Origin of the sequence: Shewanella sp. ALD9 (genome assembly GCF_002836315.1) — a bacterium.
Taxonomy (GTDB): Bacteria; Pseudomonadota; Gammaproteobacteria; order Enterobacterales; family Shewanellaceae; genus Shewanella.
Genome location: NZ_PJCD01000003.1, coordinates 368,405 through 394,629, shown reverse-complemented (window position 1 = coordinate 394,629; position 26,225 = coordinate 368,405). Strand labels below are relative to the sequence as shown.

The 26,225-nt window shown below is 39.3% G+C and carries 18 protein-coding genes and 7 tRNA genes; 11 read left to right on the top strand and 14 right to left on the bottom strand.

The genetic code is table 11. From position 1 onward, the window contains the following. Positions 1–439 precede the first annotated feature (439 nt). Positions 440–529, bottom strand: a tRNA-Ser gene (locus CXF88_RS09415). 274 nt (positions 530–803) lie between these two features. On the opposite strand from CXF88_RS09415, the gene CXF88_RS09410 reads away from it, so the two are divergent. Together CXF88_RS09410 and fabA are read left to right on the top strand one after the other, a co-directional pair. After that, positions 804–2,543 carry an AAA family ATPase gene (locus CXF88_RS09410; protein ID WP_197708444.1) on the top strand — a complete coding sequence of 580 codons (1,740 nt, stop codon included), beginning with the start codon at positions 804–806 and terminating at the stop codon, positions 2,541–2,543. Between the two features lie 75 nt (positions 2,544–2,618). Then, positions 2,619–3,134 carry a bifunctional 3-hydroxydecanoyl-ACP dehydratase/trans-2-decenoyl-ACP isomerase gene (gene fabA / locus CXF88_RS09405; protein ID WP_101086607.1) on the top strand — a complete coding sequence of 172 codons (516 nt, stop codon included), beginning with the start codon at positions 2,619–2,621 and terminating at the stop codon, positions 3,132–3,134. 96 nt (positions 3,135–3,230) lie between these two features. Here the strand turns inward: fabA and rmf are convergent, their stop codons facing one another. From rmf to rlmKL, 5 genes are all read right to left on the bottom strand, one after another. After that, the gene (gene rmf, locus CXF88_RS09400) at positions 3,231–3,407 is read right to left on the bottom strand and encodes a ribosome modulation factor (RefSeq protein WP_011638106.1); all 177 of its coding nucleotides are present in this window, start codon (positions 3,405–3,407) and stop codon (positions 3,231–3,233) included. A 251-nt stretch (positions 3,408–3,658) separates the two neighbouring features. Beyond that, positions 3,659–5,548 carry a DUF3466 family protein gene (locus CXF88_RS09395; RefSeq protein WP_101086606.1) on the bottom strand — a complete coding sequence of 630 codons (1,890 nt, stop codon included), beginning with the start codon at positions 5,546–5,548 and terminating at the stop codon, positions 3,659–3,661. 25 nt (positions 5,549–5,573) lie between these two features. Continuing rightward, the gene (locus CXF88_RS09390; RefSeq protein ID WP_101086605.1) at positions 5,574–7,490 is read right to left on the bottom strand and encodes an ABC transporter ATP-binding protein; all 1,917 of its coding nucleotides are present in this window, start codon (positions 7,488–7,490) and stop codon (positions 5,574–5,576) included. A 1-nt stretch (position 7,491) separates the two neighbouring features. Then, entirely contained in the window at positions 7,492–7,728 is a 237-nt protein-coding gene (locus CXF88_RS09385; RefSeq protein WP_059744475.1) for a glutaredoxin family protein, read from the bottom strand. Then, the gene (rlmKL, locus tag CXF88_RS09380) at positions 7,715–9,853 is read right to left on the bottom strand and encodes a bifunctional 23S rRNA (guanine(2069)-N(7))-methyltransferase RlmK/23S rRNA (guanine(2445)-N(2))-methyltransferase RlmL (RefSeq protein WP_101086604.1); all 2,139 of its coding nucleotides are present in this window, start codon (positions 9,851–9,853) and stop codon (positions 7,715–7,717) included. The genes CXF88_RS09385 and rlmKL overlap by 14 nt, the downstream gene beginning before the upstream one ends. Positions 9,854–10,148: 295 nt before the next feature. On the opposite strand from rlmKL, the gene CXF88_RS09375 reads away from it, so the two are divergent. The 6 genes from CXF88_RS09375 to CXF88_RS09355 all read left to right on the top strand — a co-directional run bounded on the left by CXF88_RS09375 (position 10,149) and on the right by CXF88_RS09355 (position 10,848). After that, positions 10,149–10,224, top strand: a tRNA-Met gene (locus CXF88_RS09375). A gap of 45 nt (positions 10,225–10,269) precedes the next feature. Further along, positions 10,270–10,364, top strand: a tRNA-OTHER gene (locus tag CXF88_RS21920). Positions 10,365–10,409: 45 nt separating this feature from the next. Then, positions 10,410–10,485, top strand: a tRNA-Met gene (locus CXF88_RS09370). Positions 10,486–10,530: 45 nt separating this feature from the next. Beyond that, positions 10,531–10,606: transfer RNA gene (locus CXF88_RS09365), tRNA-Met, on the top strand. Between the two features lie 45 nt (positions 10,607–10,651). Beyond that, positions 10,652–10,727, top strand: a tRNA-Met gene (locus tag CXF88_RS09360). A gap of 45 nt (positions 10,728–10,772) precedes the next feature. Then, positions 10,773–10,848 (top strand) — tRNA-Met (locus CXF88_RS09355). A gap of 411 nt (positions 10,849–11,259) precedes the next feature. Here the strand turns inward: CXF88_RS09355 and CXF88_RS09350 are convergent. The 7 genes from CXF88_RS09350 to prmB all read right to left on the bottom strand — a co-directional run bounded on the left by CXF88_RS09350 (position 11,260) and on the right by prmB (position 17,450). Next, entirely contained in the window at positions 11,260–11,622 is a 363-nt protein-coding gene (locus CXF88_RS09350) for a rhodanese-like domain-containing protein (RefSeq protein ID WP_101086603.1), read from the bottom strand. Positions 11,623–12,103: 481 nt separating this feature from the next. Beyond that, positions 12,104–12,652 (bottom strand): RNA methyltransferase, encoded by a 549-nt coding sequence (locus tag CXF88_RS09345; protein WP_101086602.1) that lies wholly within the window; start codon positions 12,650–12,652, stop codon positions 12,104–12,106. Positions 12,653–12,675: 23 nt separating this feature from the next. Continuing rightward, the gene (locus CXF88_RS09340; protein WP_101086601.1) at positions 12,676–12,954 is read right to left on the bottom strand and encodes a YfcL family protein; all 279 of its coding nucleotides are present in this window, start codon (positions 12,952–12,954) and stop codon (positions 12,676–12,678) included. Between the two features lie 3 nt (positions 12,955–12,957). Next, positions 12,958–14,112, bottom strand: a complete 1,155-nt coding sequence (locus tag CXF88_RS09335; RefSeq protein ID WP_101086600.1) for an ATP-NAD kinase family protein — start codon at positions 14,110–14,112, stop codon at positions 12,958–12,960. A 70-nt stretch (positions 14,113–14,182) separates the two neighbouring features. After that, positions 14,183–15,355: an MFS transporter gene (locus CXF88_RS09330; RefSeq protein WP_101086599.1), complete on the bottom strand. Its 1,173-nt coding sequence runs from the start codon at positions 15,353–15,355 to the stop codon at positions 14,183–14,185. Further along, positions 15,355–16,449 (bottom strand): chorismate synthase, encoded by a 1,095-nt coding sequence (aroC, locus tag CXF88_RS09325; protein WP_059744462.1) that lies wholly within the window; start codon positions 16,447–16,449, stop codon positions 15,355–15,357. Before aroC ends, CXF88_RS09330 begins: the two co-directional genes overlap by 1 nt. Before the next feature lie 56 nt (positions 16,450–16,505). Then, entirely contained in the window at positions 16,506–17,450 is a 945-nt protein-coding gene (prmB, locus tag CXF88_RS09320) for a 50S ribosomal protein L3 N(5)-glutamine methyltransferase (protein WP_101086598.1), read from the bottom strand. A 79-nt stretch (positions 17,451–17,529) separates the two neighbouring features. Between prmB and smrB the strand changes: the two genes are divergently transcribed. Further along, positions 17,530–18,057, top strand: coding sequence for an endonuclease SmrB (gene smrB / locus CXF88_RS09315; protein ID WP_101086597.1), 528 nt, complete (start codon positions 17,530–17,532; stop codon positions 18,055–18,057). Positions 18,058–18,141: 84 nt separating this feature from the next. Here smrB and sixA read toward each other — a convergent pair whose 3' ends face one another. Further along, the gene (gene sixA, locus CXF88_RS09310) at positions 18,142–18,615 is read right to left on the bottom strand and encodes a phosphohistidine phosphatase SixA (protein WP_101086596.1); all 474 of its coding nucleotides are present in this window, start codon (positions 18,613–18,615) and stop codon (positions 18,142–18,144) included. 188 nt (positions 18,616–18,803) lie between these two features. On the opposite strand from sixA, the gene CXF88_RS09305 reads away from it, so the two are divergent. Together CXF88_RS09305 and CXF88_RS09300 are read left to right on the top strand one after the other, a co-directional pair. Continuing rightward, the gene (locus CXF88_RS09305; RefSeq protein WP_101086595.1) at positions 18,804–21,593 is read left to right on the top strand and encodes an insulinase family protein; all 2,790 of its coding nucleotides are present in this window, start codon (positions 18,804–18,806) and stop codon (positions 21,591–21,593) included. A 247-nt stretch (positions 21,594–21,840) separates the two neighbouring features. After that, positions 21,841–26,187, top strand: a complete 4,347-nt coding sequence (locus CXF88_RS09300; protein WP_101086594.1) for an EAL domain-containing protein — start codon at positions 21,841–21,843, stop codon at positions 26,185–26,187. Positions 26,188–26,225: the final 38 nt, after the last annotated feature.

Sequence of the window (26,225 nt, the reverse complement as noted above, 5' to 3'; positions counted from 1 at the left end):
AAACATCAAAAAACTATTTTTGAATTAGTAACCTATCGGTCACCTACGGAATTCAGCACAGCTGAGAAACTTGATAGCAATCAAATATGAGGATGTGTTGTGTTTTTTGGAGGGGATACTTAAACGCACAGCCTGCGCTGGCAATTTGTGGTGCCTTGTCGCCGTTTTCGGTATCAATGCTCACAGTATTCAGTTAATGCAGATAAAACTCAAAACTGTTATTGAGGATGGATAGCTTACTTTTAACAAACAGGAACCCGGGGTTCAGAGTCCTATCTTTAGCCCCAATAAATAAGCCTTATATTTGTCGGATTGGCATTTAGTCTTGAATCTAGAAGAGGGATAGCTTGCTTTTAATAAAGAGGAACCCGGGGTTCAGAGCCCTATCTTTCACCAAATAAAAAGGCCCGCTATAAATAGCGGGCCTTTTTATTGAATGTGGCGGAGGGATAGGGATTTGAACCCTAGAACGGGATAAACCGTTGCCGGTTTTCAAGACCGGTGCATTCGACCACTCTGCCATCCCTCCGAACGGGCTGAATAATATAAGTAACTCGTTTGCTTGTAAACCATAAAGTTAAAAAAAACACCTGAGTGCATAGCATTTAATCAGCATGCTCATATTTTTGTCATCATCGAGACTTTTTTAATCAACACAAAACTCGTTGGCGACTCTTTTATGGACTTGAATCACTTCAACAACACCAGGTAAGCTAGAAGAGTTGAATCTGCTAAGGCTTTTGTGGTGCTTTATGCTAATATCATCTCATTATTTTTCGTTGTCGCAGCTAAATTACCACTATATGAATTCAACGCTACTGCCTAGTGCCAAACTCGCTCCTCAATATCATTTACCTGATGCATCGACTTCAGTTTCTTTTCCAAGTCATATACTGCTTGGTCAAGAACGAGTGGTTGAAACATTCAAATTAATGAGCAAAACAAATTCGCAACATTTATTTCTTGCTGATTTTTTAGGGGTAGATAGATCACTATTTATTGATGCGTTGGTAACTCAAGCTAACACGCCTTCAAATCATTACCTTGTTGCGACTAAAAAACAGCAAGAAGATGCAGATATTCAGTTTAAGTGGCAACAAACCCTCCCTCCTGAACATGTCGGCATTATCGCTAAACAAGAATCATTGTCTTGCTATTTACAAGGGACTATTCGCCGTGCTGATTTGCTCGGTAGAATGCTTAAAACGGATAAATCCAGTGTTTATAAACCTGGTGCACTAGCCAAAAATCATTTCGTGTTTATTTGCTTAGCATCATTATGGCAGCGCGAGAGTTTGTGGGATTTGTTGATGCAAATTATCCACGATGGCTTTTATCGTATTAATAATGAGTTAACTCCTATTCCACTGAATTGTAAAATTGTACTTGTGGGCTCTGGTTTATCGTATAGCCAGCTTAGAGTTGAAGACCGAAATTTTAATCGCCATTTTCCATTGCTGGCTGAAATGAGTAATGAAGTTGATCTAACACAGCATCCTGAATCGTCTTATGTGCAATGGTTGAACGTGCTTGCCCAAGCAGAATCTGTTGAATTAGAACCATCAAGTTTGTTACCGTTATTTTGGTATAGCTCTCGTTTGGTTGAACATCAACAACGCTTAAGTTTAAGTATGTTGGAGTTTAGGCAACTATTAGGTCAAGCAAAAGTATATTCAGGTCAAGCTACATTGAATGCTGCAGCTATAGCTAAAGCACTGGAAAAATTAAAATTCCGTCACAATAGCTCTGAAATATATTCGGCTCAAAGTTTTGATGATAATTTTATAAACCTGCCAACTAAAGGCGCTATGGTAGGTCAGATTAATGCCCTTACGGTTATTGATACAGGCGATTATACCTATGGTGAGCCTGCCCGTATTACCTCATCAGTGCATTATGGTGATGGCGAAGTGGCAGATATTGAACGAAAATCAGAGTTGGGTGGCAATATTCATGCAAAAGGCATGATGATCCTATCTGCTTGCTTGTACCGTATTTTTGGTCGTGACGCGCCTCTTCATTTGAATGCAAATATTGTATTTGAACAGTCTTACCAAGAAATTGATGGTGATAGCGCTTCACTCGCCGAGTATTGCTGTTTAATGTCTGCGATAGCTGAACAACCGATTATCCAAAGTTTAGCGGTTACAGGCGCATTAGATCAGTTTGGCAATGTACAAGCGATTGGTGGTGTGAATGAGAAAATTGAAGGTTTCTTTAATTTATGTCAACGCCGCGGTTTAACGGGTGAACAAGGTGTTATTATGCCTAAGGCCAATGTATTACAGCTAAATCTTGAACCTACTGTGATTGAAGCCATTGATAAAGGATTATTTCATATCCATGCAATTGAGCATATGGATCAAGCAGTTGAACTGCTGATGCAAATGCCTGCTGGAGTCGCGAATGAAGATAACGACTTTGCACCAGACACGCTTTACGGATTAGTACAACAACGTTTAGATAAATTAGCCGGACAAGATGATGATGACGTGGAACTGAACTTTTTTGCTAAATTGTTAGCTAGATTGCACATTATTTAGTGATCGGAGTTGTTTAGCTTACACGTGTTCGCTATCTTGTTAGTATTATCAGTCAATTAAGTGGTATCGATTTAAATGGAAAAAGCTAATAGTTTCAATAAAGAGCAACTTGTCGCATGTGGTCATGGCAATCTTTTAGGCCCAAATAGACCGCGCTTACCTGTCGACAATATGTTGATGATTGACCGTATCATTACCATAAATGAAGATGGTGGTGCATTTGGTAAAGGTGAAATAATTGCCGAACTCGATATCACACCCGATCTATGGTTTTTTGATTGCCACTTTATCAGTGACCCAGTAATGCCTGGTTGTTTAGGTTTGGATGCTATGTGGCAACTTGTTGGTTTCTTCCTAGGCTGGGAAGGCGCTGAAGGTAAAGGTCGAGCATTAGGCGTGGGTGAAGTGAAATTTACCGGCCAAGTATTACCTGATGCAAAGAAAGTGACTTACAAGCTTAATATTAAACGCAAAATTCACCGAAAATTGGTTATGGGTATAGCTGATGCCACGATGGAAGTTGATGGTCGTCAAATCTACTCAGCAACTGATTTAAAAGTAGGTATTTTTAGTGATACATCAACTTTCTAGTTAACGCCACTTTACTTCGAAATACGTTGAAAATGTAGCTTAATGCCCTCCGATATACTTCGTGAGGGCATTTTATTAAGTGTTACTTATTAAGTACTACTTGTTAAATAGGCCATTAAGACGACCGTCAATACCTTCACGCCATCCGCCTAACCATTGAGACCGTGAATCCAGATTCGAATGGGGACAAACCTCCTTAGAACGCCCTCCTACTCCGGCTTGAAATCCTTTTGAAAATGCTCTGTCTAAACGATCTCTTTTCTGTCTTTTCATGCATGAGTCCTCTTCAGTAACAGGCTTTTGTTTGACATGATAAAGCTGAAGCCTTGCATATAGAAATAGATCGTTTTTTAACCAAAATCAACCAAAAAAACCATCATTTTAATGATCTTTTATTAAGGTATTGAGAATTAGGTTAAAAAAAATCGAGGAATATTTCCTCGATTTTTTTATGGTTCTAGACTACCCCCTGTTTGAGGTGCTAGATGACGGTGACTACACTGAGTCTATGATGACAGTTAAGCCTATTTTTTTACTCTGCGACGCAACCATAATAATGGCAGAGTGAATAACCAAGCAAAACTGGCTGCACCTTGACGTACATAAGCCACTTCTTCAACTGTGTCTGAAGTCGTACATGCTTCACCAGAGGTTGGTTTCAAAATAACCATTCGCGGCAAATATGCTGTTACTGGAGCACCGTTCCCATCTAATTCAAATAGCGGTAGATTATTTTCACCGACAAGCACATTACCAGTAGTTGCATCGGTTTGATATTGTGGCTTACGAATAAACGCAGTCCCTACAATAGTGCCGTCTTCATTGATGCTATTGGCTTCTACAACTTGAATATCGGTGTTATAAGTTAATATTTCACCAGTACCATCTTGAATACTCACTTGATGACGAGCCCACTCTCCATCAGTATTCTGTACATAGCCTTTAGAACCACAGGTAAGGAGATCGTTTAAATTAGAAAATTCGCTAGTACTATTTTCAAATAAGAAACCCACTTTTGGACGAGGCTTTTCTTTGTCGTAAGTTGATTCAACATAACCGACAACTTGTCCTTTATTGTTGATATCTTTAGGTTTGCTACTTAAATCTGACAATGTGGTTTGGAAGTCATTCGGCGTAACAATTCCTTGTTCAGGATTATTAGTGTCTAATGTGAAGAATTTATCACGCAAATAGCCACCAATATATTTACGATAACTGCCGACTAAAATACCATTATCATTAATATCATATGCGATAGAACTGGTGACTTCATTCTCCATATCTACCCAATTATATTGATATTCACCATTGGCATTCTTTTTCCAGTAAGCAGCATCAAAATATAATTTATCGGTGTCGCCATTACGATAAACATGTGAGCGGCCAGCCACATCATCATCGCTGTTAACACCTAATGCTTGGGCGGTGTAAATTAGCGTTGAATCCGTTGCAGGGGTTAAGCCTAACGGTAATTCAGTACGCTCAGGTACACCGGCATCGTCTATGTTATTTAAATCCCATACTAAAGCGCGTGTTTGATAAATAATATAACGACGGCTGTTAGTGTCTGGATACTGAGAATCTTGAACACAAATAGCGAGCGGCGTAGGATTATCTGCATCAGTGTCTTCTGCGCTTGTAATACAGCTATCTACACGGTCAACACTTGATGAAGCCAATGCGGTACTTCCATAACCAACAACAAGATTATTTTCATTTACATCGGCTGCAACAGACGAACCACCTAACTCAACGGTAGCTGCACTAGTGTCAGCATCTTGTTCACGAACATAGGTTGTGTAAGGAGGTAGCAATGAAAATTCAACATCATCTTTTACTGCAATGGCACGAAGTTCAAAATCACGATAATACCAAAGCTCTTGTGTTGTGCTTGTACCTTCATAAGCCAAGGTCTTTTGTTCACCGGTATAAGCACCCACTTTGGTGCCATTACTGTTAAGACCATAGAAGAAGGTATCAATTGAATTAACAACCAGTTCACCATCACTGTCTACATCAGTAGGATTAGTCGTACCTGCTAGGCTATAAAATGAAGGCTTCCAAGCGCCTTCAGCGGCATTTGCACTGGTAGTGACAGTGAAGTTATTTGCCTCTATTGGCTTTAATACTGAATAGGTAATCTCTTCTGCATCAGAAATACCATCTTCAACATCAATGATGCCGCCTTCAATGTCTTCGGTACTAAGTTTCTTTTTACCTTTTGAAATACCGACAACTTCATCTTGACTGTTCACCGCCATGGCATAGCCATTACGTGTACCGTCAATAGTGCCATTTAGGTCGAAATCTTCAATATTAACAATTTCATATACTGGCGCAGCTTGAACTGTTCCAATCACACTTAATACACCTATCGCAACAAGGGATAAGGCTTTATCAAACTTTAACTTCATGTAACTATTCCTGTTTTATTATGCTTTACTTCAGTGACTCAAGCTCTTCCCATCGCTCGAAGCAAACTTCTAAATTCTGTTCTTTTTCTGCCAACAACTGCAGTGTTTTATTGACCAAATCCTGCGGTTGATTATAAAAATCAGCACCCGCTATGGTTTGCTGCAATTGGGCAATATCTTGCTCGAGCTGTTCCATTTGGCTCGGAAGCGTATCTAATTCTTTTTGCAATTTGTAAGACAGTTTTTTGACTGCTTTCTCAGGGATACTGACAGGCTTTGTTTCAACCACTGCGGTAGGTTGGACAACATTAGTTGCAACAGGTTCCTCAGAATAAAACTTTGCACCTTGAGCAACAGCATCTTGGTAACCACCAACATACTCAGCCCATTGTCCATTGCCCGCAAACCACCAACTGCTGGTAACGGTATTGTCGATAAATGCTCTATCGTGGCTCACGATAAGTAATGTACCAGCAAAATCAGCAAGCAGTGACTCTAACAATTCTAACGTCTCAATATCAAGATCGTTTGTTGGTTCATCGAGAATAATTAAATTGGCAGGGCGTAATAATAATCTCGCCAATAACAAACGGTTCTTCTCGCCACCAGAAAGTGCTTTTACCGGAGTACGAGCACGCATTGGCGAGAATAAGAAATCTTGTAGATAACTAAGAATATGGCGATCTTGGCCATTAATTGTGACGGTACTTTTACCCTCACCAACGTTTTCTTCTACTGTTTTTTCTGGGTCAAGCGCTTCACGATACTGGTCAAAATAGGCAACGTCTAGCTTAGTACCGACTTTAATTTCGCCAGATTGAGGCTGCAGCTTTTCAATTAACAGTTTGATTAGCGTTGATTTACCGCAACCATTTGGGCCAATTAACGCGATACGGTCACCACGTATGACAGTAGTACTGAAATCTTTAACTAAATTTTTATCAGGCAAATTATAGTTAACATTTTTAATATCAAATACTAACTTACCAGAGCGTTCGTTATCAGATACCGACATTTTGGCGTTACCTTGACGGTTTAAGCGTTCACTACGTTCGGTACGTAGTGCTTTTAACGCTCGAACACGACCTTCATTTCGAGTACGTCGCGCTTTAACACCTTGGCGGATCCAGGTTTCTTCGTCGGCAAGTTTTTTATCAAAATGAGCGTTTTTCTCAGCTTCAACTCGTAACCATTCTTGCTTACCATCTAAATAAACTTGATAGTTACCTGGAAATGAGACCACTACACCACGATCTAAATCGACGATACGCGTTGCCATTCTTTGAATAAAACCACGGTCATGGCTTACAAATACGATAGCGCCTTTAAAGCTTAATAAAAATTGCTCTAACCATTCAATGGTATCGATATCTAAATGGTTGGTAGGTTCGTCAAGCAGTAATAAATCAGGATTAACAACAAGGGCACGAGCTAACGCCACTTTACGCTGCCAACCACCAGACAATTCATTTAATGGCTTATCCGGATCTAGACCTAACAACTGACAGTTTTGGATAATGCGTGAATCTAATTGCCAGCCGTCATTGTGATCTAACACTTCCTGAAGACGTTGCATTTGATTCAGCATACGGTCCATCTGCTCAGGATTAGCATCTGCAACATCGTGTGATAATTGATGATACTGTTCTAACGCTTCACCAATTTCTTTCAAACCCGCTGCTATATAAGAGTAAACCGATCCGGTTTCTGCTTTAGGAGGGTCTTGCTGTAAACGACTGACGTTAACGTCATTTGCAATATTAAACTCACCATCATCAAGTAATACATCACCTGATAATACTTTCATTAAACTTGATTTACCGGCGCCATTACGCCCAACAATACACACGCGCTCACCAGGTTCAATGGTAAAATCTGCATTTAGCAGCAAAGGAATGTAACCGTAGGCTAACGAGCCATTATTAATGCGTACCAGACTCAATCTAAACTCCTAAAAATTCTTGTAATTGTGCGGCATCGAAAGGCCAGAATAACTCACGTTCGCCCTGTACAAATACAGGAATGCTCATGCCATAACGCTCTGCAAGTGATGCGTTATCACAAATATCGATGTGCTGATAATGTATTGCGGTTTGATCAACCAATTTTTGAGCTATTTCACACAGATGACAACCCTCGGTGTGAAATAGCACATAGGCGACTGAACTATTTTTTAGCATGAGTCAGTAGCCAAACATTATGGATATGTGGATTACGTTTATAATCCAGCGGTAAACATAAATGGTCGATATTAGTCACGTCGATACCTGCTTGGTTCAACGCCTCGATATCCATTTTAAATTTACGTTTGTTGTTTGAGAAGATAAGCTCGCCATTTGGAGAAAGTAGCTTAATCAAGCCACCTAACATCTCTGCATGATCGCGTTGCACATCCCAACTGTCTTCCATACGTTTTGAATTTGAAAACGTCGGTGGGTCGATAAAAATGAGTTCATATTTCTGATGGCTATTATCTTTTATCCACTGCAAACAGTCTGCTTGAATAAAGTCGTATTTAGCGCCAGACAAACCATTTAAGGCAAAGTTTTCTTTGGCCCAATTGATGTAGGTATTAGACATGTCGATGGTGGTAACTGATTTAGCTCCACCGATCGCAGCATGTACTGATGCAGAGCCAGTGTAAGCGAATAAATTAAGGACATTTTTGCCTTTTGATTTATCGCCAACCAGTTTACGTGTAACTCGATGATCAAGGAACAAACCCGTATCGAGATAACCGGTTAAGTTAAGTTTAAATTTAGCACCATATTCTTCAGTGATAACTTCAACTTTACGTTCGTCAATTTTTTGATATTGGTTAGCACCCTTCTGACGTTCACGAGTTTTCAAGGTGATACGATCAGGATGAATCCCTAACGCCCCAGGCAAGGCTAATAGCACATCACTAATACGGCGTTTAGTCACCGCTTCAGGAATAGTTGCTGGAGCTGAATATTCTTGAATAACAACATAATCGACGTATCTATCAATGGCGACGTTGTATTCAGGTAAATCAGCATCATATAAACGATAACTGTCTATGCGCTCTTTTTTAGCCCATTTTTCAAACTGTTTAACATTCTTTTTAATACGATTCGCAAATGCTGGCGCAATGTCGATAATATCAACACCTTCAGGCAATTCAGGCACGTCGCGGCGGGTACTGTTGGCGTGTAAGGTATAAATGTTAAAAGCACATTCTAATGCGCCGTTGAACATTTTCATCTGCTTGTCAGCTTTTAGTTTAAGCGATGATATAAGTTCAACATCACTGCACAACATAGCTATTTTCCAGCCACCAAACTCTTTTTTAAACTTATCACCGAGTTGGTAATAAAGTTGTAAAAGCTCAGTAACATTACCCAAACGCTCACCGTAAGGCGGGTTAGAAATCAAAAAGCCTTCACTTACAGGAGGTGTTACATCGAGTGCATCTGACACGCTAAATTCAATTAATTCAGCTACACCAGCATTCTCAGCATTGCGCTTAGCGATAGAAATCAGGTGAGGTTCGATGTCTGAACCGTAAAATTTAAGCTTACAACGAGTTTTGCCCAAGGTTGCACGCGCTTGAGCTTCGTCAAAAATAACCTGCCACATTGCTTTATTGTGACTTTGCCAATTTTCGAAACCAAATTTCTCACGTTTTAGTCCAGGCGCAATATCAGCAGCCATTAATGCCGCTTCTATTAATACCGTGCCACTGCCACAAAATGGGTCAAGCACAGTAATAGGATTAGCTTGCCAACCACTGCGTACCAACATATTGGCAGCGAGGTTTTCTTTTAATGGTGCTTCACCCGTAGTTGAACGGTATCCGCGTTGGTGTAAAGAAGCGCCTGAGAAATTCATTGAAATAGTCAGTTGACCATTACGATAATGGGCATCAATTTTAAAATCTGGATTGACACGTTCTACATCGGGACGAGGAGTACCATCATCACGAAAACGGTCAACTACAGCATCTTTAATTTTCAGCGCACCAAATTGAGTGTTATTAATGAAACCACCCGTGCCGTGAAAATCAATACTGAAGGTTTTTTTATGGGAAAAATGCGATGGCCAATCAATGCAGTATGCTGCGTTATAAAGTTGCTCTGCAGAATCACAAGCTCCTTTATAGATGACTAATACGATACGGCTCGCTAAACGAGTCCATAATGTAATGCGATAAGCCAGCTCTAATGAAGCAGAAAAATATACTCCAGCAACACTTTCTTTAACGTCGGTTGCTCCGAACTCTTTAAGTTCAGAAGCAAGGCTATATTCGAAACCCTTTGGGGCTGCAGCAAAAAAATTAAACATGTATTAGTCAGTCATCGGTTACGCAAAATTCAGTGCAGCATTATACCTGCTCAAACACATAACCCCAACGACTTATCGAAATGGACGGTTAAAATCCCTTATTTTTGGGTTAATTTGGCAATATCGTACGATAAAGCAGTGACTCGCTTATTTTACCAGCAAACAAATAGCTATCGCCTAGATTTTACTTGCAAATATAAACGGGGATCGCTATAGTTCGCCCCGCTTTGAAGCAGACCGTTAAACACGCTAACTAGCCAGTTTAATAAGATGAATTAAAGCAGCGTCAATCGGACGCGGGATGGAGCAGTTGGTAGCTCGTCGGGCTCATAACCCGAAGGTCGTAGGTTCAAGTCCTACTCCCGCAACCATTTCTTTAGTCAATAGAATTAAAATAATTGATAGCGTTTATCGGACGCGGGATGGAGCAGTTGGTAGCTCGTCGGGCTCAGCTTTTTATTAATAAAGAGTCGAAGGCCGTAGTTTTTATCAAGTCCTACTCCCACAACCATTTCTTTAGTCAATAGAATTAAAATAATTGATAGCGTTTATCGGACGCGGGATGGAGCAGTTGGTAGCTCGTCGGGCTCATAACCCGAAGGTCGTAGGTTCAAGTCCTACTCCCGCAACCATTTCTTTAGTCAATAGAATTAAAATAATTGATAGCGTTTATCGGACGCGGGATGGAGCAGTTGGTAGCTCGTCGGGCTCATAACCCGAAGGTCGTAGGTTCAAGTCCTACTCCCGCAACCATTTCTTTAGTCAATAGAATTAAAATAATTGATAGCGTTTATCGGACGCGGGATGGAGCAGTTGGTAGCTCGTCGGGCTCATAACCCGAAGGTCGTAGGTTCAAGTCCTACTCCCGCAACCATTTCTTTAGTCAATAGAATTAAAATAATTGATAGCGTTTATCGGACGCGGGATGGAGCAGTTGGTAGCTCGTCGGGCTCATAACCCGAAGGTCGTAGGTTCAAGTCCTACTCCCGCAACCATTTTCTATTAGTAATTTTCTCATTTCAATTAACTCCCTTTTTAAACCCTTAAAATCCCATTGTACAATTGGTTCCTGTCGTCATGCTCAGCTTTTTATAAACAAAGAGTCGAAGGTCTTAGATTTTTATCAAGTCCTACTCCCGCAACCATTTTCTATTGTTATACCTTTCCTTATAATTTCCCTGCTTTAATTATCTGCAATCAGAACTATATCTTTATCGTGCCCCCTTTTTTATATTTTAACCTCAATCTCACATGTTAATTAATTTGTATAGCTCGTCCAGAGAGTATGAAATGATTAGTGTCACTCGCCGGACTCAAAAAATAAAAACTGCTATGAGCCCAGACGACATTTATACCCCCTGAACAAAAAATATTAACTTCATCAGTTGAGTCTCTTTTCTAGTGTGTTATTTCGATGTTGGTAGCGATAATTTCCACCAACTCAGCATCCCACCTTCAAGTTGATATACATCAGTAAATCCAAACTGTTTAAGTTTTCTAACCCCAGGGATACTGCGATGGGCAGAGAGACATATCACGACAGTTGTTACCTCTGGTGATAATTCAAGCTGTTTTATCGTATCAATAGAAAGCGACGTGATAGGTAGGTTTTTAGAGCCTTCAATATGCGACTTGTGCCATTCCATTTTTGAGCGAACATCTACAATCTGAATATCATTCTTCTGAAGTCGTTTATGTAATTCTTGGGCGCTCATTTCGGGTACTTTTCCAAACGGTAGCCACTGACACAGTTTCTTTAATATCGACATCTATGCATTCCTAATATTGATTTCTAATGTGTATGCTTAACTAAAGCCGAATTCAGAGGCATTCATTACCAAGCCATCAAGCTAAATAGTGACAAGTTAACTTTATGGAAAACATCATCATGAATGGCGATTGCCTTTCCTAATCTCTAATCTCTAATCTCTAATCTCTAATCTCTAATCTCTAATGTCTAATGTCTACCACATAAGTCGCTTCATCAAGCTTTGAACCACTGATGTTTAATATTTATATCACTGATTTGATATCTAACATTAAACAACAACCATGATATCGAGCTTCTATTTGAAATGTTTATGCTCTTGGGTTAGATGATACAACAGTATATATTGACCATTCAATCATACAACACTGGTTTTTCTATTGACGAGTATTGCTGTCGGCGATTGTGCGTAACAACGCGTAAACAAAAATGCCGAATGATTTCTCATTCGGCATTATCTAAAGTGCAATACGGTTATTTCATCAAAGTGACTTCAACCAGTGTTTCACTTTGGTGCGATTATTATTGTCACGACTTTGCTTAATTAATTCATCATCAGCTTTAATTTGACTCGTTTTAGCCAAACGGTCATAGAGCAAAACATTCACAGATGCAGCTAAATTCATACACCCTACAGTCGGTACATACACAACATCATCAGCAGCATCAATTAATTGCTGTGGAATAGTGCCGTCTTCCGGACCGAATATATAAAAGGCATTATCTGGATGAATAAATAAAGGCAACGGCGTCGCCCCAACAACAAGATCGACACAGACTATGGTTGCGCCATCAGGCACACTATCAAGTAATGACTCGACACCAGTTAAAGGAATACGCTTGGCAGCATCTTTAGTGTCAACATCGTATTGAGCATCACCCGACTTAGCCGCCAATTCATAACGTTTTCCGGTATAGCAAACGTTATCAACACCGTAGCAACCAGCTGCTCGCATAATGCCGCCAACATTGACCGGCGTTTTGGGATTAACTAAACCTATAGTGACTTGTTGCAATGAGGAATTTACCATAAAAGCTGTTTATCTATTCCGGGTTATGCCGCTTGAGCGACAATACGTTGACGTAACTGCTGCCATGCAGCTTCCACTAATGAAAAATCATGTTCATCTAATTCTTCATTTGCCAACGCAAGACATTTAACCAACTTTTGATCAAGCGCAGGTAAATCTTGTTCAGGTTCGACTTCTAATTCAGCTAATACAACGGCGACGTGGCCTTGTAAATAACCACAAGCAAATAACGCATCGTCATCGCTGTGGCTAACACTGTCTTCAATCCAAGACTCTAATGCTGCATCGTACTGTTCTAACATGCTCTAGTTCTCCACTAAATCTGGGTTGGCTACTTGATACATTACGTAATCATGGTAACCCGTGACTATTTTGTAATAGCCAGTGAGTGCTTTATCTAATTCAGGGTCGCCACTATCCACAATTAATGGCCTACCTTCAAGTGCTTTTAGCTTAGTTTTTGTGGCCAGGATTAAAATATTGTCTTTTTCTAGTTGCCGGATCAGTTCCGGTGACAACTGCTGATTGCCACGACCCAATATATGCCCTTGCCCACCGATTAATGTAATCACTAGCTTGACGCTAGAATACCTTTTTTTATCGGCAATCAACGCGAGTAATTGTTGCGCGGTAACATCCTTAGCAATCACGCTTTTATGCTGAATAACATCAACACCAAGCAAAGTATTTTCTAAACCAAGGTCTTCCATGACTGCCGCTACGGTGCTGCCTGAACCCATGATATAAAGCTCATCGTCCATTGATTCAATCACATCGGCGGCAATATCGGCCAACACTAATTCATCAACTTCTTTACCGCCCATTTTCACGGCTTGTATATATCGTGGCGCAGCAGGAACCGTCATTTCACCAAATCGTTTCGCTTTTACAATACCCTGCCTAAACGCGATCTCATCAATGTCCATTACATCAGCAGACATTAAGCTCACGAGTTCACCTTTAAGTAACATGCTGACAACGAGCCCAGAAGCATGCGGGGTAATACCGTATACACCCGAGTGAATTTTAACACCCGCTGGTACACCTAACACCGGAAATGCGTCATCAACTACAGCATAAATATCACGGGCAGTACCGTCTCCGCCAGCAAACAGTAACAAATCTAATTGATGATCAAGTAAGCATTTAACCGCTTGTTGGGTATCTATTGCAGACGTTTTTTCAATTGAGGTTGTTTCTAACGCGGTATATACATCTTGAGTCGAAAAACCCATTTGACGACATAAGCTCCCGCCCATTTCACCAGATGCAGTAATAATATCGATTTGTTTAACGAAAGGTAAAATCACATTCAGAGCTTGTTGCATTCGCATCTGTGCTTTGGGAATAGCCCCTTTTGCAATAGCTTCTACGGCAACACCATCAGAACCTTTTAAAGCAACACTGCCTCCGAGGCCAGCTAATGGATTAATGATTACACCTAAGCGAAAACGTTTCACACTAACTCCTTGCTGATAGCATAACTTCTGTGTCAAAAATGAAAAGTAAATAAATTATCTATTGAACCAATTATAGATTAGTCGCTGGTTGGCCATTAATATTGGGGATAAGCAATACCGCTATCATAGACAAAAATGCACAAGCGGCAGCAAAGACCCACACCCACATAGTGCTACTGCCATCACCCCAAATAATGCCACTGATCCACGTGCCTAATGCGCCACCCACACCAAAGCTGACACTGGCATATAGTGCTTGGCCAGTACTTCGATGGCTGATGGAAAAATGACGATGAATAAAATGGATTGAAGCTGCATGGACTAAACCAAAAGTGAAAGCATGCAATAGTTGGCTAATAACCAATAAGGAAACGTGTTCAACACCAAAAGCCAATAGTAACCAACGAACGGCGGTTAACAGAATGCTCACCACAAGCAATACTCGAATACCGTATTGACGAATAAGACGGGATGAATAAAAGAAAATAATAATTTCGGCTAACACACCCAAAGCAACTAACATTCCAGCGATAGTCTCAGAGTAACCAACCTGCTTTAGATACAGTACAAAAAAACCATAAAATGGTCCGACACTCATCTGCAGTAACATTGCAGATAACATAAACCACACTAATGATTTATCAAATGTCAGTTTAGGACGCTCCGCTTTATTGACTACCACATTGCGATTAGCAGGTAGAGGTAATGAGCAAGCAAACAAACCTAAAAACAGTATCATCCCCATATAAGGCAACACTTCGGGGCCCCAGTGATCAATCGCTAATCCACCACTTATCACCAAAATAATATAACCAACACTGCCCCAACTTCGAATGGCACCATAACGTTCAGCTTTATCACCCAAAGTTTCTAACGTAATCACTTCTAACTGAGCAAGAATGGAATTCCAAAAGAAAGTGTATATGGCTAAACTAACCGCAAGATACATGAAGCTGCCGTCGAAGAAAAAACTGGTATAGGTAATCGCTGCAGCAAAGGAGCCAAGCTTTATCAATTCTGCTCGCATACCAGTGCGATCGGCTACAGCCGCCCATACGTTAGGCGCGACAATTCGAGTGGCCATTAAAATGGCCAACAAAAAACCTATCTCTTGGGCATTGAAACCTCGGCTATCAAAGAAAACCCCCAAATAGGGAACCATGATGCCAAGAATAGAAAAGAAAAAGAAATAACAAGCGCTGAGCCAGCGTAAATCTGGTTCAGCGGGTTTCAATGAGGACATTATCGCATTCCGATAACGGGTGTTTGACTAGTAACATCTTGGTTTTGCGCACGATGTCTTAACAAGTGATCCATCAATACAATCGCGAGCATCGCTTCAGCAATAGGCACGGCGCGAATACCCACACAAGGATCATGACGACCTTTGGTGATCATATCGATTGTTTCGCCCTGCACTGTCATGCTTTGACCTGGTACGCTAATGCTCGAGGTAGGTTTTAGCGCAATATGAGCCACAACAGGTTGGCCAGATGAAATGCCGCCCAATACGCCACCTGCATGGTTAGATGCAAAACCTTGTGGTGACATTAAATCACGACCTTCTGAACCTTTTTGAGTAACAACACCAAAGCCATCACCAATTTCAACACCTTTAACGGCATTAATGCCCATTAACGCATGCGCGATATCAGCATCAAGGCGATCAAATACGGGTTCGCCTAATCCCACAGGAACACCAGTGGCTGCAACAGTAATTTTGGCGCCTATTGAATCACCAGATTTACGTAAGCCACGCATGTACTCATCTAACGCTTCTAATTTACTAGCATCAGGGAAGAAAAATGCATTTTGCTCAATTTGAGTCAAATCAATAGTGTCAGCGCTAATAGGTCCTAGTTGAGCAAGGTAGCCATGAATTTCAATGCCGTGCACTTGCTTGAGGTATTTTTTTGCTACCGCACCTGCGGCAACTCGCATTGCCGTTTCGCGTGCAGACGAGCGCCCGCCGCCACGGTAATCACGCATGCCATACTTTTGTTGGTAGGTATAATCTGCATGACCAGGACGAAACGTGTCTTTAATATCTGAATAGTCTTGGCTACGTTGATCGGTATTCTCAATCAACAAACCAATAGAGGTGCCAGTGGTTTTACCTTCAAACACTCCTGACAAAATTCTTACTTCATCAGCTTCACGGCGTGCCGTTGTATAACGTGACGTGCCAGGACGACGACGGTCTAAATCATGTTGCATATCTTCAACGGTTAACTCCAGTCCTGGAGGGCAACCATCAATGATACAACCTAAAGCAACACCATGGCTTTCACCAAATGTTGTAACAACAAAGTTTTGACCAATACTATTTCCTGACATGCGCGTTAACTACCTCTATTAATTATTCACTTCATTGAGTGCGATTCTTGTCGCTATTATTCACTATCTTTATAGATGGCGAAAAGTGATTCATTTTCAACTAGCTGATCACGGGTTAATACAAACACGCCATCACCGCCAAATTCAAAATCAACCCAAGCAAATGGCATATCAGGATATTGCTCAATCAAATGCACCATTGAATTACCGACTTCAACGACTAGCAAACCAGTTTCTGTTAAATAATCTGCCGCATTAGCTAAGATACGCTTGGTTAAATCTAAGCCATCATTGCCAGACGCTAACCCAATAGCAGGTTCGTGATGATACTCTTCAGGCATATCACCAATATCTTGTGCATCTACATATGGAGGGTTAGACACAATTAAGTCGTAATGCTGGCCTTTTGGAATCGCTGAGAATAAATCGGATTGCATCGGGAAAACACGATCCAACACGCCCAAAGATTCAATATTAATTTGGGCAACTTCAAGTGCGTCTTCGCTAATATCTAATGCGTCAACTTCAGCATCTTCAAACGCATAGGCACAAGCAATGGCAATACAAGCACTGCCAGTACATAAATCCATAATGCGATTAACCGGTTTGTTATATAACCATGGGCTAAAATGATGATTGATCATTTCGGCAATCGGCGAACGCGGAACCAGTACGCGTTCATCAACATAAAATTCAAGACCCGCAAATTTGGCTTTATTGGTCAAATACGGTACCGGTAAACGTTCACGTACACGGCGAATAATTAATTCAACGATTTTGTGTTTTTCGCTACTGGTCAGGTTACTTAAAATAACCTGCTGGCCGATATCTTCTGGTAAGTGTAGAGCATCAAAAACCAATGCAATGGCTTCGTCCCAAGCATTATCCGTTCCGTGACCATAATAAATATTGGCATCATTAAAACGGCTGACAGCCCAACGTAACATATCAGCTATAGTACGTAACTCAGTGACAGCTTCATCTACAAAGATCTTATCCAAAACACACTCCTTAAAAATTGTTCTGCGCTATTGTAACTGATGTCTATTAAGATGACCTAGAATTCAATACAATACGCCCATGAAAGACGATAATTATCCAGACTTATCGCTGTTTAGTGCATTAATCGAGGGTATCAAACCGCTAAGGCAAGATACTCACCACTTTAAACAGCCTGTCAAAGCCAAACAACAGTTCGAAATAAAAGAACAGCAGATTCATGCTGATAGCTATTTTTCGGATACATATCAGCCGCTTCTGCCGGTAGGTGGCCCTATGCGTTGGATTAATACCAGCACAGATAAGCATGAATTAAAACGCTTAAGGCGTGGTGACTATTCTCCGGACCTGTTGCTTGATTTGCATGGCATGCGTCAAGCAGAAGCCAAACTTGAATTAGCCGCACTTATCCAAGCATGTGTTAAGCAAAACACGATTTGTTGCTGCGTAATGCACGGCTATGGAATGGGTATTTTAAAACAGCAAACACCAATGTGGTTAGCACAACACCCAAACGTAAAAGCGTTTCACCAAGCACCCAAAGAATGGGGTGGCGATGCCGCGTTATTGGTATTAATTGATATTGGTGAACAGCCTCACCGACGTTAATACGAAGAAATAAGCGCGAACATAAAAAAGGTAAGTAATCACTTACCTTTTTTTATTCAGATGTGATTCAAAACGTTATTGCCATTACACAACAACTTGATGTGGTGCTGTCATTGCGACAAAACTCGCGTTATGCGTATGTTTGTCTATGTGAGCCACCGCAGAGGTAGCAAACAAAGGTGGCTCAACCCCCGCCACAAGCTCGCTGACCATAAATCCTAAAATTGGCATATGTGCTATAACCAATACATTATCGGCTTTATATTGCTCGGCATAAGCCAACACAACATCTATCGCCACTTTAGCATCGCTAGAGGGAGTCACATCATCAAGTACTAACCACTTACGGGGTTCAGCTAAGTGTTTACTGACTTCTTGCCACGTTTGCTGCGCACGTAAATAAGGGCTCACAATCACCAAATCAAAATGGCTGACCTGTTTTGCTAACCAATTAGCCATGTAGCCAGTTTGAATACGGCCTGTTTCAGTTAACTTTCGTTCCCTATCGGACAGAGCATCAAAACTCGCTTCACCATGGCGCATCAAAAATAGCTGCATACTTCTCTCGTGATGTTTTTATTATCATTCTTAACCAATTGTAGCGTTAATCAGCGCAACAACAAACCTAGAATTGAGCATATTTAGATAAACTTTAGTCGATAATTGAATAAAACTGACCAAGGTAATTTGCTAAAAAGTAATAACAAGATCAATATATAACAAGTTATCTTTTCTGGAGTCTCCTCTTGCCTGAATTTCCAGCAGTTTATAAAAGCCAAAATGATCATCGCCAATACCAATATCGAGTGTTGAACAACCAACTTCGAGTGCTATTGGTTGAAGACATGCAATCAAATCAAGCAGCCGCATCTATGGCGGTTAGTGTTGGTCATTTTGACGATCCTGTTGACCGACCAGGTATGGCGCATTTCCTTGAGCACATGTTATTTTTAGGCACCGAGAAATATCCAGATTCAGGAGAATACCACGCTTATATTAATCAACATGGTGGCAGTAATAATGCTTGGACAGGCACAGAACAAACTAACTTTTTCTATAGCATTAATGCCGAAGCCTTAGAAGGTTCATTAGACCGATTCAGTCAATTTTTTATTGCCCCAAAGTTTGACTTAGAGTTAGTGGATCGTGAAAGGCAGGCAATCGAATCTGAATTTAGCTTAAAATTAAAAGATGATATTCGCCGAGTTTACCAAGTTCAAAAAGAAACCGTTAATCCAAAACATCCATTTTCAAAATTCTCTGTCGGTAACCAAACAACTTTAGCGGGTAAACAAGCAGACATACGGGATGAACTGCTGGCTTTTTATCAACAACATTACAGTGCTAATATTATGACATTGTGCGTTGTCGCTCCACGCCCTATTGCAGAGCTAGACACCATCGTTAAAAAATACTTCTCAAACATTATCAATAGAAATGTAAGTAAACACTATTCATCTGAAGCAATGATAACGAAGGACCAACGTCAAAAACATATACAAATTGTACCGTTGAAAGATCAAAAACGAGTCAGTATTAGTTTTTCACTGCCAGAGATAGACCAATTTTATAAGCGAAAACCACTCACCTTTATCAGCCATTTACTCGGTAATGAAAGCCCAGGGAGTTTACTGTCCTATTTAAAAGTACAGGGGTTAGCCAATAACTTATCTGCTGGCGGTGGGGTTAATGGTTACAACTTCAAAGATTATTCAATCAGCATACAATTAACCGACAAGGGATTTACAGAGCTTGATGAAGTGGTAACTTGTGTATTTGAATACATTGAATTGATTAAGCTGCAAGGTGTACAAGCATGGCGTTACCAAGAGCGAGCCAATTTACTTAACACTGCGTTTCGATTCCAAGAACAGATCAAAACCTTGGATTTAGCAAGCCATCTCAGTATCAACATGCACCATTATGATATTGAAGACATTATTTATGGCGACTATCGCATGGATGAAATGCTAGAGGATGAAACAACACAACTGCTATCTATGATGTCGGCAGCTAATATGCGCTTACTCACGGTTGCAAAAGAATCACAGGTCGATAATCAAGCAAAATGGTACGACACTCCGTACCAAGTGAGATCATTACAACCCCAACAAATAGCAAAATGGTCTTCCGTTACGGTAAGAGAGTCACTTAAACTTCCGGAAAGAAATCCGTTTATTGTCGCCAACCCGCAAGCTAGGGCAGACAAAAGCGATACTCCAGTACCCACTATTGTTGCAGAAGGCGAAGGTTACCGTATTTGGCATAAAAAAGATGATGAATTCAATGTTCCTAAAGGGCATTTATACTTATCGTTAGACTCAGATCAAGCGAGCTCAACCCCTAGACAAGCAGCATTAACAAGACTATACGTTGAAATGCTTATCGATTATCTGACTGAACCAACATACCAAGCAGAGGTTGCTGGCCTTAACTACAATATTTACCCTCACCAAGGCGGCATTACCCTGCATTTAACCGGTTTTACGGGTAACCAAGAAAAGCTCCTCACTCTAATCATCAACAAAGCCCGCGAGCGTAACTTTACCGAACAACGCTTTAGTATGATTAAAAATCAGATATTACGCAGCTGGAATAATGTTGCTCAAGCTAAGCCAATATCTCAATTATTTACCAGCTTAACCGTATCGCTACAAAAAAGAAGTTTTGAACCCGCTAGAATGGCTGAAGAACTCACGCTACTGACACTTGATGATTTACATAATCATGTCAGCGCATTTTACAAAAAGGTTTACCTCGAAGGTTTGGTATACGGAGATTGGCTGGTTGAAGAAGCACAACAACTCGGCAAGCGTTTGCAACATCTATTGTCTTTAGTCACCAAACCAAGCGCAGAGTCTTCACGCGAACTTATCAACCTAGATAAAAGAGGTTCATTACTTCGCGAAAAAACCATTTCCCATCAAGATAGTGCCATTATTGTTTACTATCAGTCTCGGATGGCGACACCAGAACGTGTGGCGTTATTCAGTCTACTGAACCATACAATGTCATCTACCTTTTTTCATGAGTTACGCACTAAACAACAATTAGGCTACATGGTTGGGACAGGTTACTTACCGTTAAACCGACATCCAGGGATGATTTTTTATGTGCAGTCCCCTACTACAGGTCCAAGACAACTTCTCGAAGCAATCGACGAATTCATCGCCGACTTTAATTATGCCGTTATGCAAATAACCAATGAACAATGGGAAAGCACAAAGCAAGGTATGATAAGTCAAATAATGGAACACGATACCAACCTAAAAACACGCAGCCAACGCTATTGGGTGAGCTTAGGTAACCGCGATTATGGATTTAATCAACGTGAAATGGTCGTCGCGGAAGTCGAAAAGCTCACCAGAGCTCACTTGATCAAGTTTATGGTGGCTCACATGCGCAGTAGAGATTGTGACCGTTTAGTCTTGTTTAACAGTGGTGAACAACATCACAGCCAAACAAGCCTTCGTTCAGATAATATGATTGTCGACTTAAAAACATTCAAACATCAAGCAGATAAATTTCAGTTTTAACCAGCATCGACGTTTAAAGGTCTAAAAAATATAAAGCGAGATAAATCGAAATTAGATTAACAAAATGTCTCAATCATTGTTAACAGTACAAGCGACCAAATAAAACCTTAGTATTACATAACTAATTGATTAAAAAATAACTATAAACAAATTTTACAGCGATAATTGAGTAATATTCTATCAATCACACCTTTTTTGTTAACATGCTTTTGACAAAGGGCCTGCTTTCTGAAAAAGTAGACAATTCATGAACTTCTTTGCGGCATCAAAAGAGAATAAGTATAAATCTATGCCTAAAATTTTACTCTTTATCTGTGTTTATTTTATTTTCAGCTTTGGCGCTGCAGCCATTGAAGCTGATGACACAGAATCAAATTTCGATCTACTACTAAACTACACTAATTATGGTGTTGCAGATGGTTTGTCTCAGGACACAGTAACTGCCATCGTAGAAGATCCAGAGGGTTACGTTTGGGTTGGTACTATCAATGGATTAAATCGTTTCGACGGCAATGAATTTAAGCAATTCTATGCAGAAGATAATGCAAATTCTCTACCCAGTTCTTTTATTCGTAATTTACTCATAGATGATAATGGCACATTATTAGTCGGGACAGATAAAGGCCTTGTATCGTATAACAAAAATACAGAGAGATTTGTTAAAAATGAAATATCAGACTTAATTGGTAAACAAACAATTTGGTCACTTTCGAAACAGAAAGAAGGTGTGATCATTGGTCTAGAAAATAGAATAATCACTTATTCCAATGCGACTAGAAACATAATATTAGACATTAATGAAAATAAATTTAAAGAGATCAAAAAAATAATAAAAAGCAAAGAATCATTATTTATTAGGAATTTTGATGGTGATGTTTTCGAATTTAAAAATCAAAGTGTTGCAAAAATATTAAGCGGTACTAATGATATAGTAACTATGAAAGATAGCTTAATAGCTGTAACTAATGACGGTATCTATATTATCAATGACGGCGTATTATTATTATCAAAGCTTAAATTTAAGGCCTTAAGTTCATCGGCTAATTTTTACTCACAACATACACTTGGATTGTCTGAAAATCATCTATACGAGCTAAATTTAATCAACAAAAAATTAGAAACAAAAAAGATCGGGACTATAGATTTAAAAAAAGAAAGATTAAATAACATTATTATTTCACAAAACAAAAAGCATATTTACATTTCAAACTATGTTGATGGTTATTTTGATATATCACAAAATAAAAATTATCTAAAAAGGATAAATACTCCAGAAAAAAACATTTGGTCTATGACTAACATTGATACTGGATTACTTATCGCTAACAATAAAAGCAATATTTATCGATATAACAAATCAATATCAAATACTGTTGAAGTCAACAACCTTAATCATGGGCCTAAATCGATAATATCTATTGGTGATACCTTATTCATTGGCTCATCTGACGGTCTAACACTAAAAAATAATACGACAAAAGAAGAAAAAAAATTACTTTCTGATATTATTTTCAATATTAAAAAACACGGTAATTTCCTTTTTGCTTCTACTTTTGATGGAAAAATTTACAAGCTTAATTTTAAAGGAGAAATAATCACCCTTTTAGACACAAAAACGGGATTCCCTATATATGACACCTTACTCGATAAACAAACTTTATGGATAGCATCACAAAGCGGCTTGATAAAGTATAACAATGGTATATTTACAAACATATTCAATCAAGATTTCGTATTCAACCTAACAAAAAATAAAAATAGTATATTTTTTGGAACAAAAAATTCAGTTTATGTATTAAAAAATGGAAATATAACAAAAATAATAGATAGAAAGAAGATAATTTATTCAATAACAAGCATTGAAGATACTCTTACAATTGCTTCAAGTAGAGAAGTAATATTATTAGATCTTAATAAAAATAAAAAATACATTTTGAATACTGAAAATGGTTCTTTTGACGATTATAATACACAAGCAACACTTAGTATGGGTCAAGAAATAATACTTGGAAGCCCTGATGGTATGCTTCTAATTAATCCAATTGAGATCATATCAACACTAGAAAAAGAACCAAGCAACAAAATAAACTTTGAAGAACTTTTACTATTTAATTCTCCGGTAGAGGTAGGTTCGGAAAAATTGAAAGAACCACTTAATTATATTGAAAAAATCTCATTACGCTATTCGGACTACCCATTCACTATAAAATTTAATATCTTAGGGGAAAGCAATAAAGATTTTGAATTTTTTTATTATTTAGAAGATCTGGAAAAAACATGGCTATCAACTGAAGGTAATAATTCCGTAACTTATACTAATTTATCTCCTGGAAAATATAATTTTAAAATTTATGCAAAAAATCGTTCTTCCGGAAAAGAGACTAATGAAAGAAATATTAAGATATTAGTAACTCCACCATGGTGGTTATCAAATCTAGCGATAGGAATTTATGTTGCCATCATTATAATTATCATTACTTTAATTATTAAATCAGCAATACATCGTAGAAAAATCCAAAAGAAAATAGCCCAGAGTGAAGAACGTTTAAAATTATCATTATGGGGCAGTGGCGATGAAATGTGGGACTGGGATATTGAAAGTGGCAAAATCTACCGTTCTAATATATGGGGCTCTTTAGACTTCCCTCAAGACGGTCGTCGCTCGGGTAATCCTGATGAAGAAAGTAATATCCACCCTCTCGATAGAGATCGTGTGACAAGGGCGCTAAATGATCATTTCAATGCCCTAACCGATCACTTCGAAATTGCTTATCGCGTTAAAGCGCGCAACCAAGAGTGGATCTGGATTTTAGACAGAGCCAAGATAGTTGAACGTGATCAGAAAGATGTACCCCTTCGAATGACTGGCACCATTAAAGACATCAATAATATTAAGCAAGCAGAAGAGCAACTTCGTTTATTCGCTAGAGCAATTGAAAATATTTCTGAAGGGATGTTTATTCTCAATGAAAAATATCAATTTGTTGAAGTCAATAATGCCTGTTGTGAACTGGCAGCTTCGACAAAGGAAAAATTTACTCATGAAATACTCAATTTCACTCGTTATCCAGCCAGTTATTCAGAACAAATAAGAAACTTACTAAAACAGCAAGGTCGTTGGAGCGGCGAAGTTGAAGCGAGTAAAGGTAAAGACAATTATTTCTTAATGGAACTGACTATTGACGCTATATACAATGAACAAGGTGACACAAGTCATTATGTTGGCGTGTTTTCCGATATAACTCGCCGTAAACAACAAGAAGAAGAACTCAGAAAACTAACCAATAATGACTTACTTACCGGTTTACCCAATCGGTCTAGTTTGCAAGTGACACTCAGCAACCTAGTTAAAAAGGATGTTCATCACACCCTAATGGTGCTTGATTTAGATAATTTTAAACGTATTAATGACTCATTAGGCCATCAAATTGGTGATGACTTATTAATTGGTGTTGCTGAGCGTATAAAGTTAGCCATCCCAAAACATGCCAGCTTATACCGTCTAGGCGGCGATGAATTTGCCTTACTCGTAGATCAACACCCTGATATCGGATCATGTGCCGCCATTGCAACGCAAGTGATAAATTGTCTAAAGCCAGCTTTCACTCTTAATAATGACTCACTGGTACTAGGCATTAGTATCGGAATTGTGCTTTATCCTGAAGACGAGCAAAACGAGCAAGCATTGTTACGTAAAGCAGATATCGCCATGTATCACGCTAAGTCTGGTGGTGGCAACCGCTATCAGTTTTATTCTGAGTCATTAAATCAAAATGCTTTACGTCAGCTTGAAATCGAAAGTTTAATCAGAGAAGCACTCAAAGACGATTTGTTTGAAGTATATTACCAACCCAAAATCGATGTGAAGAAAGATCGTCTTAACGGAATGGAAGCATTAGTGAGATTAAATCATCCTAAATTAGGCCTGATTGGACCGAATGAATTTATCCCCCTTGCCGAAGAAAATGGTTTAATCGTTGAAATTGGTGATGTCGTCTTGCGAAAAGCGTGTTTTGCTGCGCAGAAATGGCTCGAACTAGGATTATTTAGTGGTCGTGTTGCTGTCAATTTATCGTCAAGACAATTTGCTCTGCCCGATTTACAGCAACGAATAGAGTCAATTTTACGACTCACAAAGTTACCAGCTAAACACTTAGAGCTTGAAATCACTGAAGGAACTGTCATTAAAGATCCCGAACAAGCGATTAAAGTGATGCAGCAATTGGCTAAAATGGGTGTCAGCCTTGCTCTTGACGACTTTGGGACAGGTTATTCCTCTTTGTCTTATCTAAAGCGATTTCCTATTAATTGCTTAAAGATCGATAAAACCTTTGTTGATGACATAGATAAATCTGACCGAGACCTCAAGATGGTCGATTCAATTATTACTATTGCCCACAATATGGGACTGACCGTGGTAGGTGAAGGGGTTGAACAAACCGCACAACTCAATATATTAAAAGCACTTAATTGCGAAGAGATTCAAGGCTATATCTATAGTAAGCCTATTAAAGAAGCTGACTTTGAGCTTATGTTGAATGCAGACAAACTTAAATTTGAAGCATTAAACGGTACATTAAAGAAAAATAAATAACTACCTCTTATATTTGGCATAACAAATGCAAATGCAAG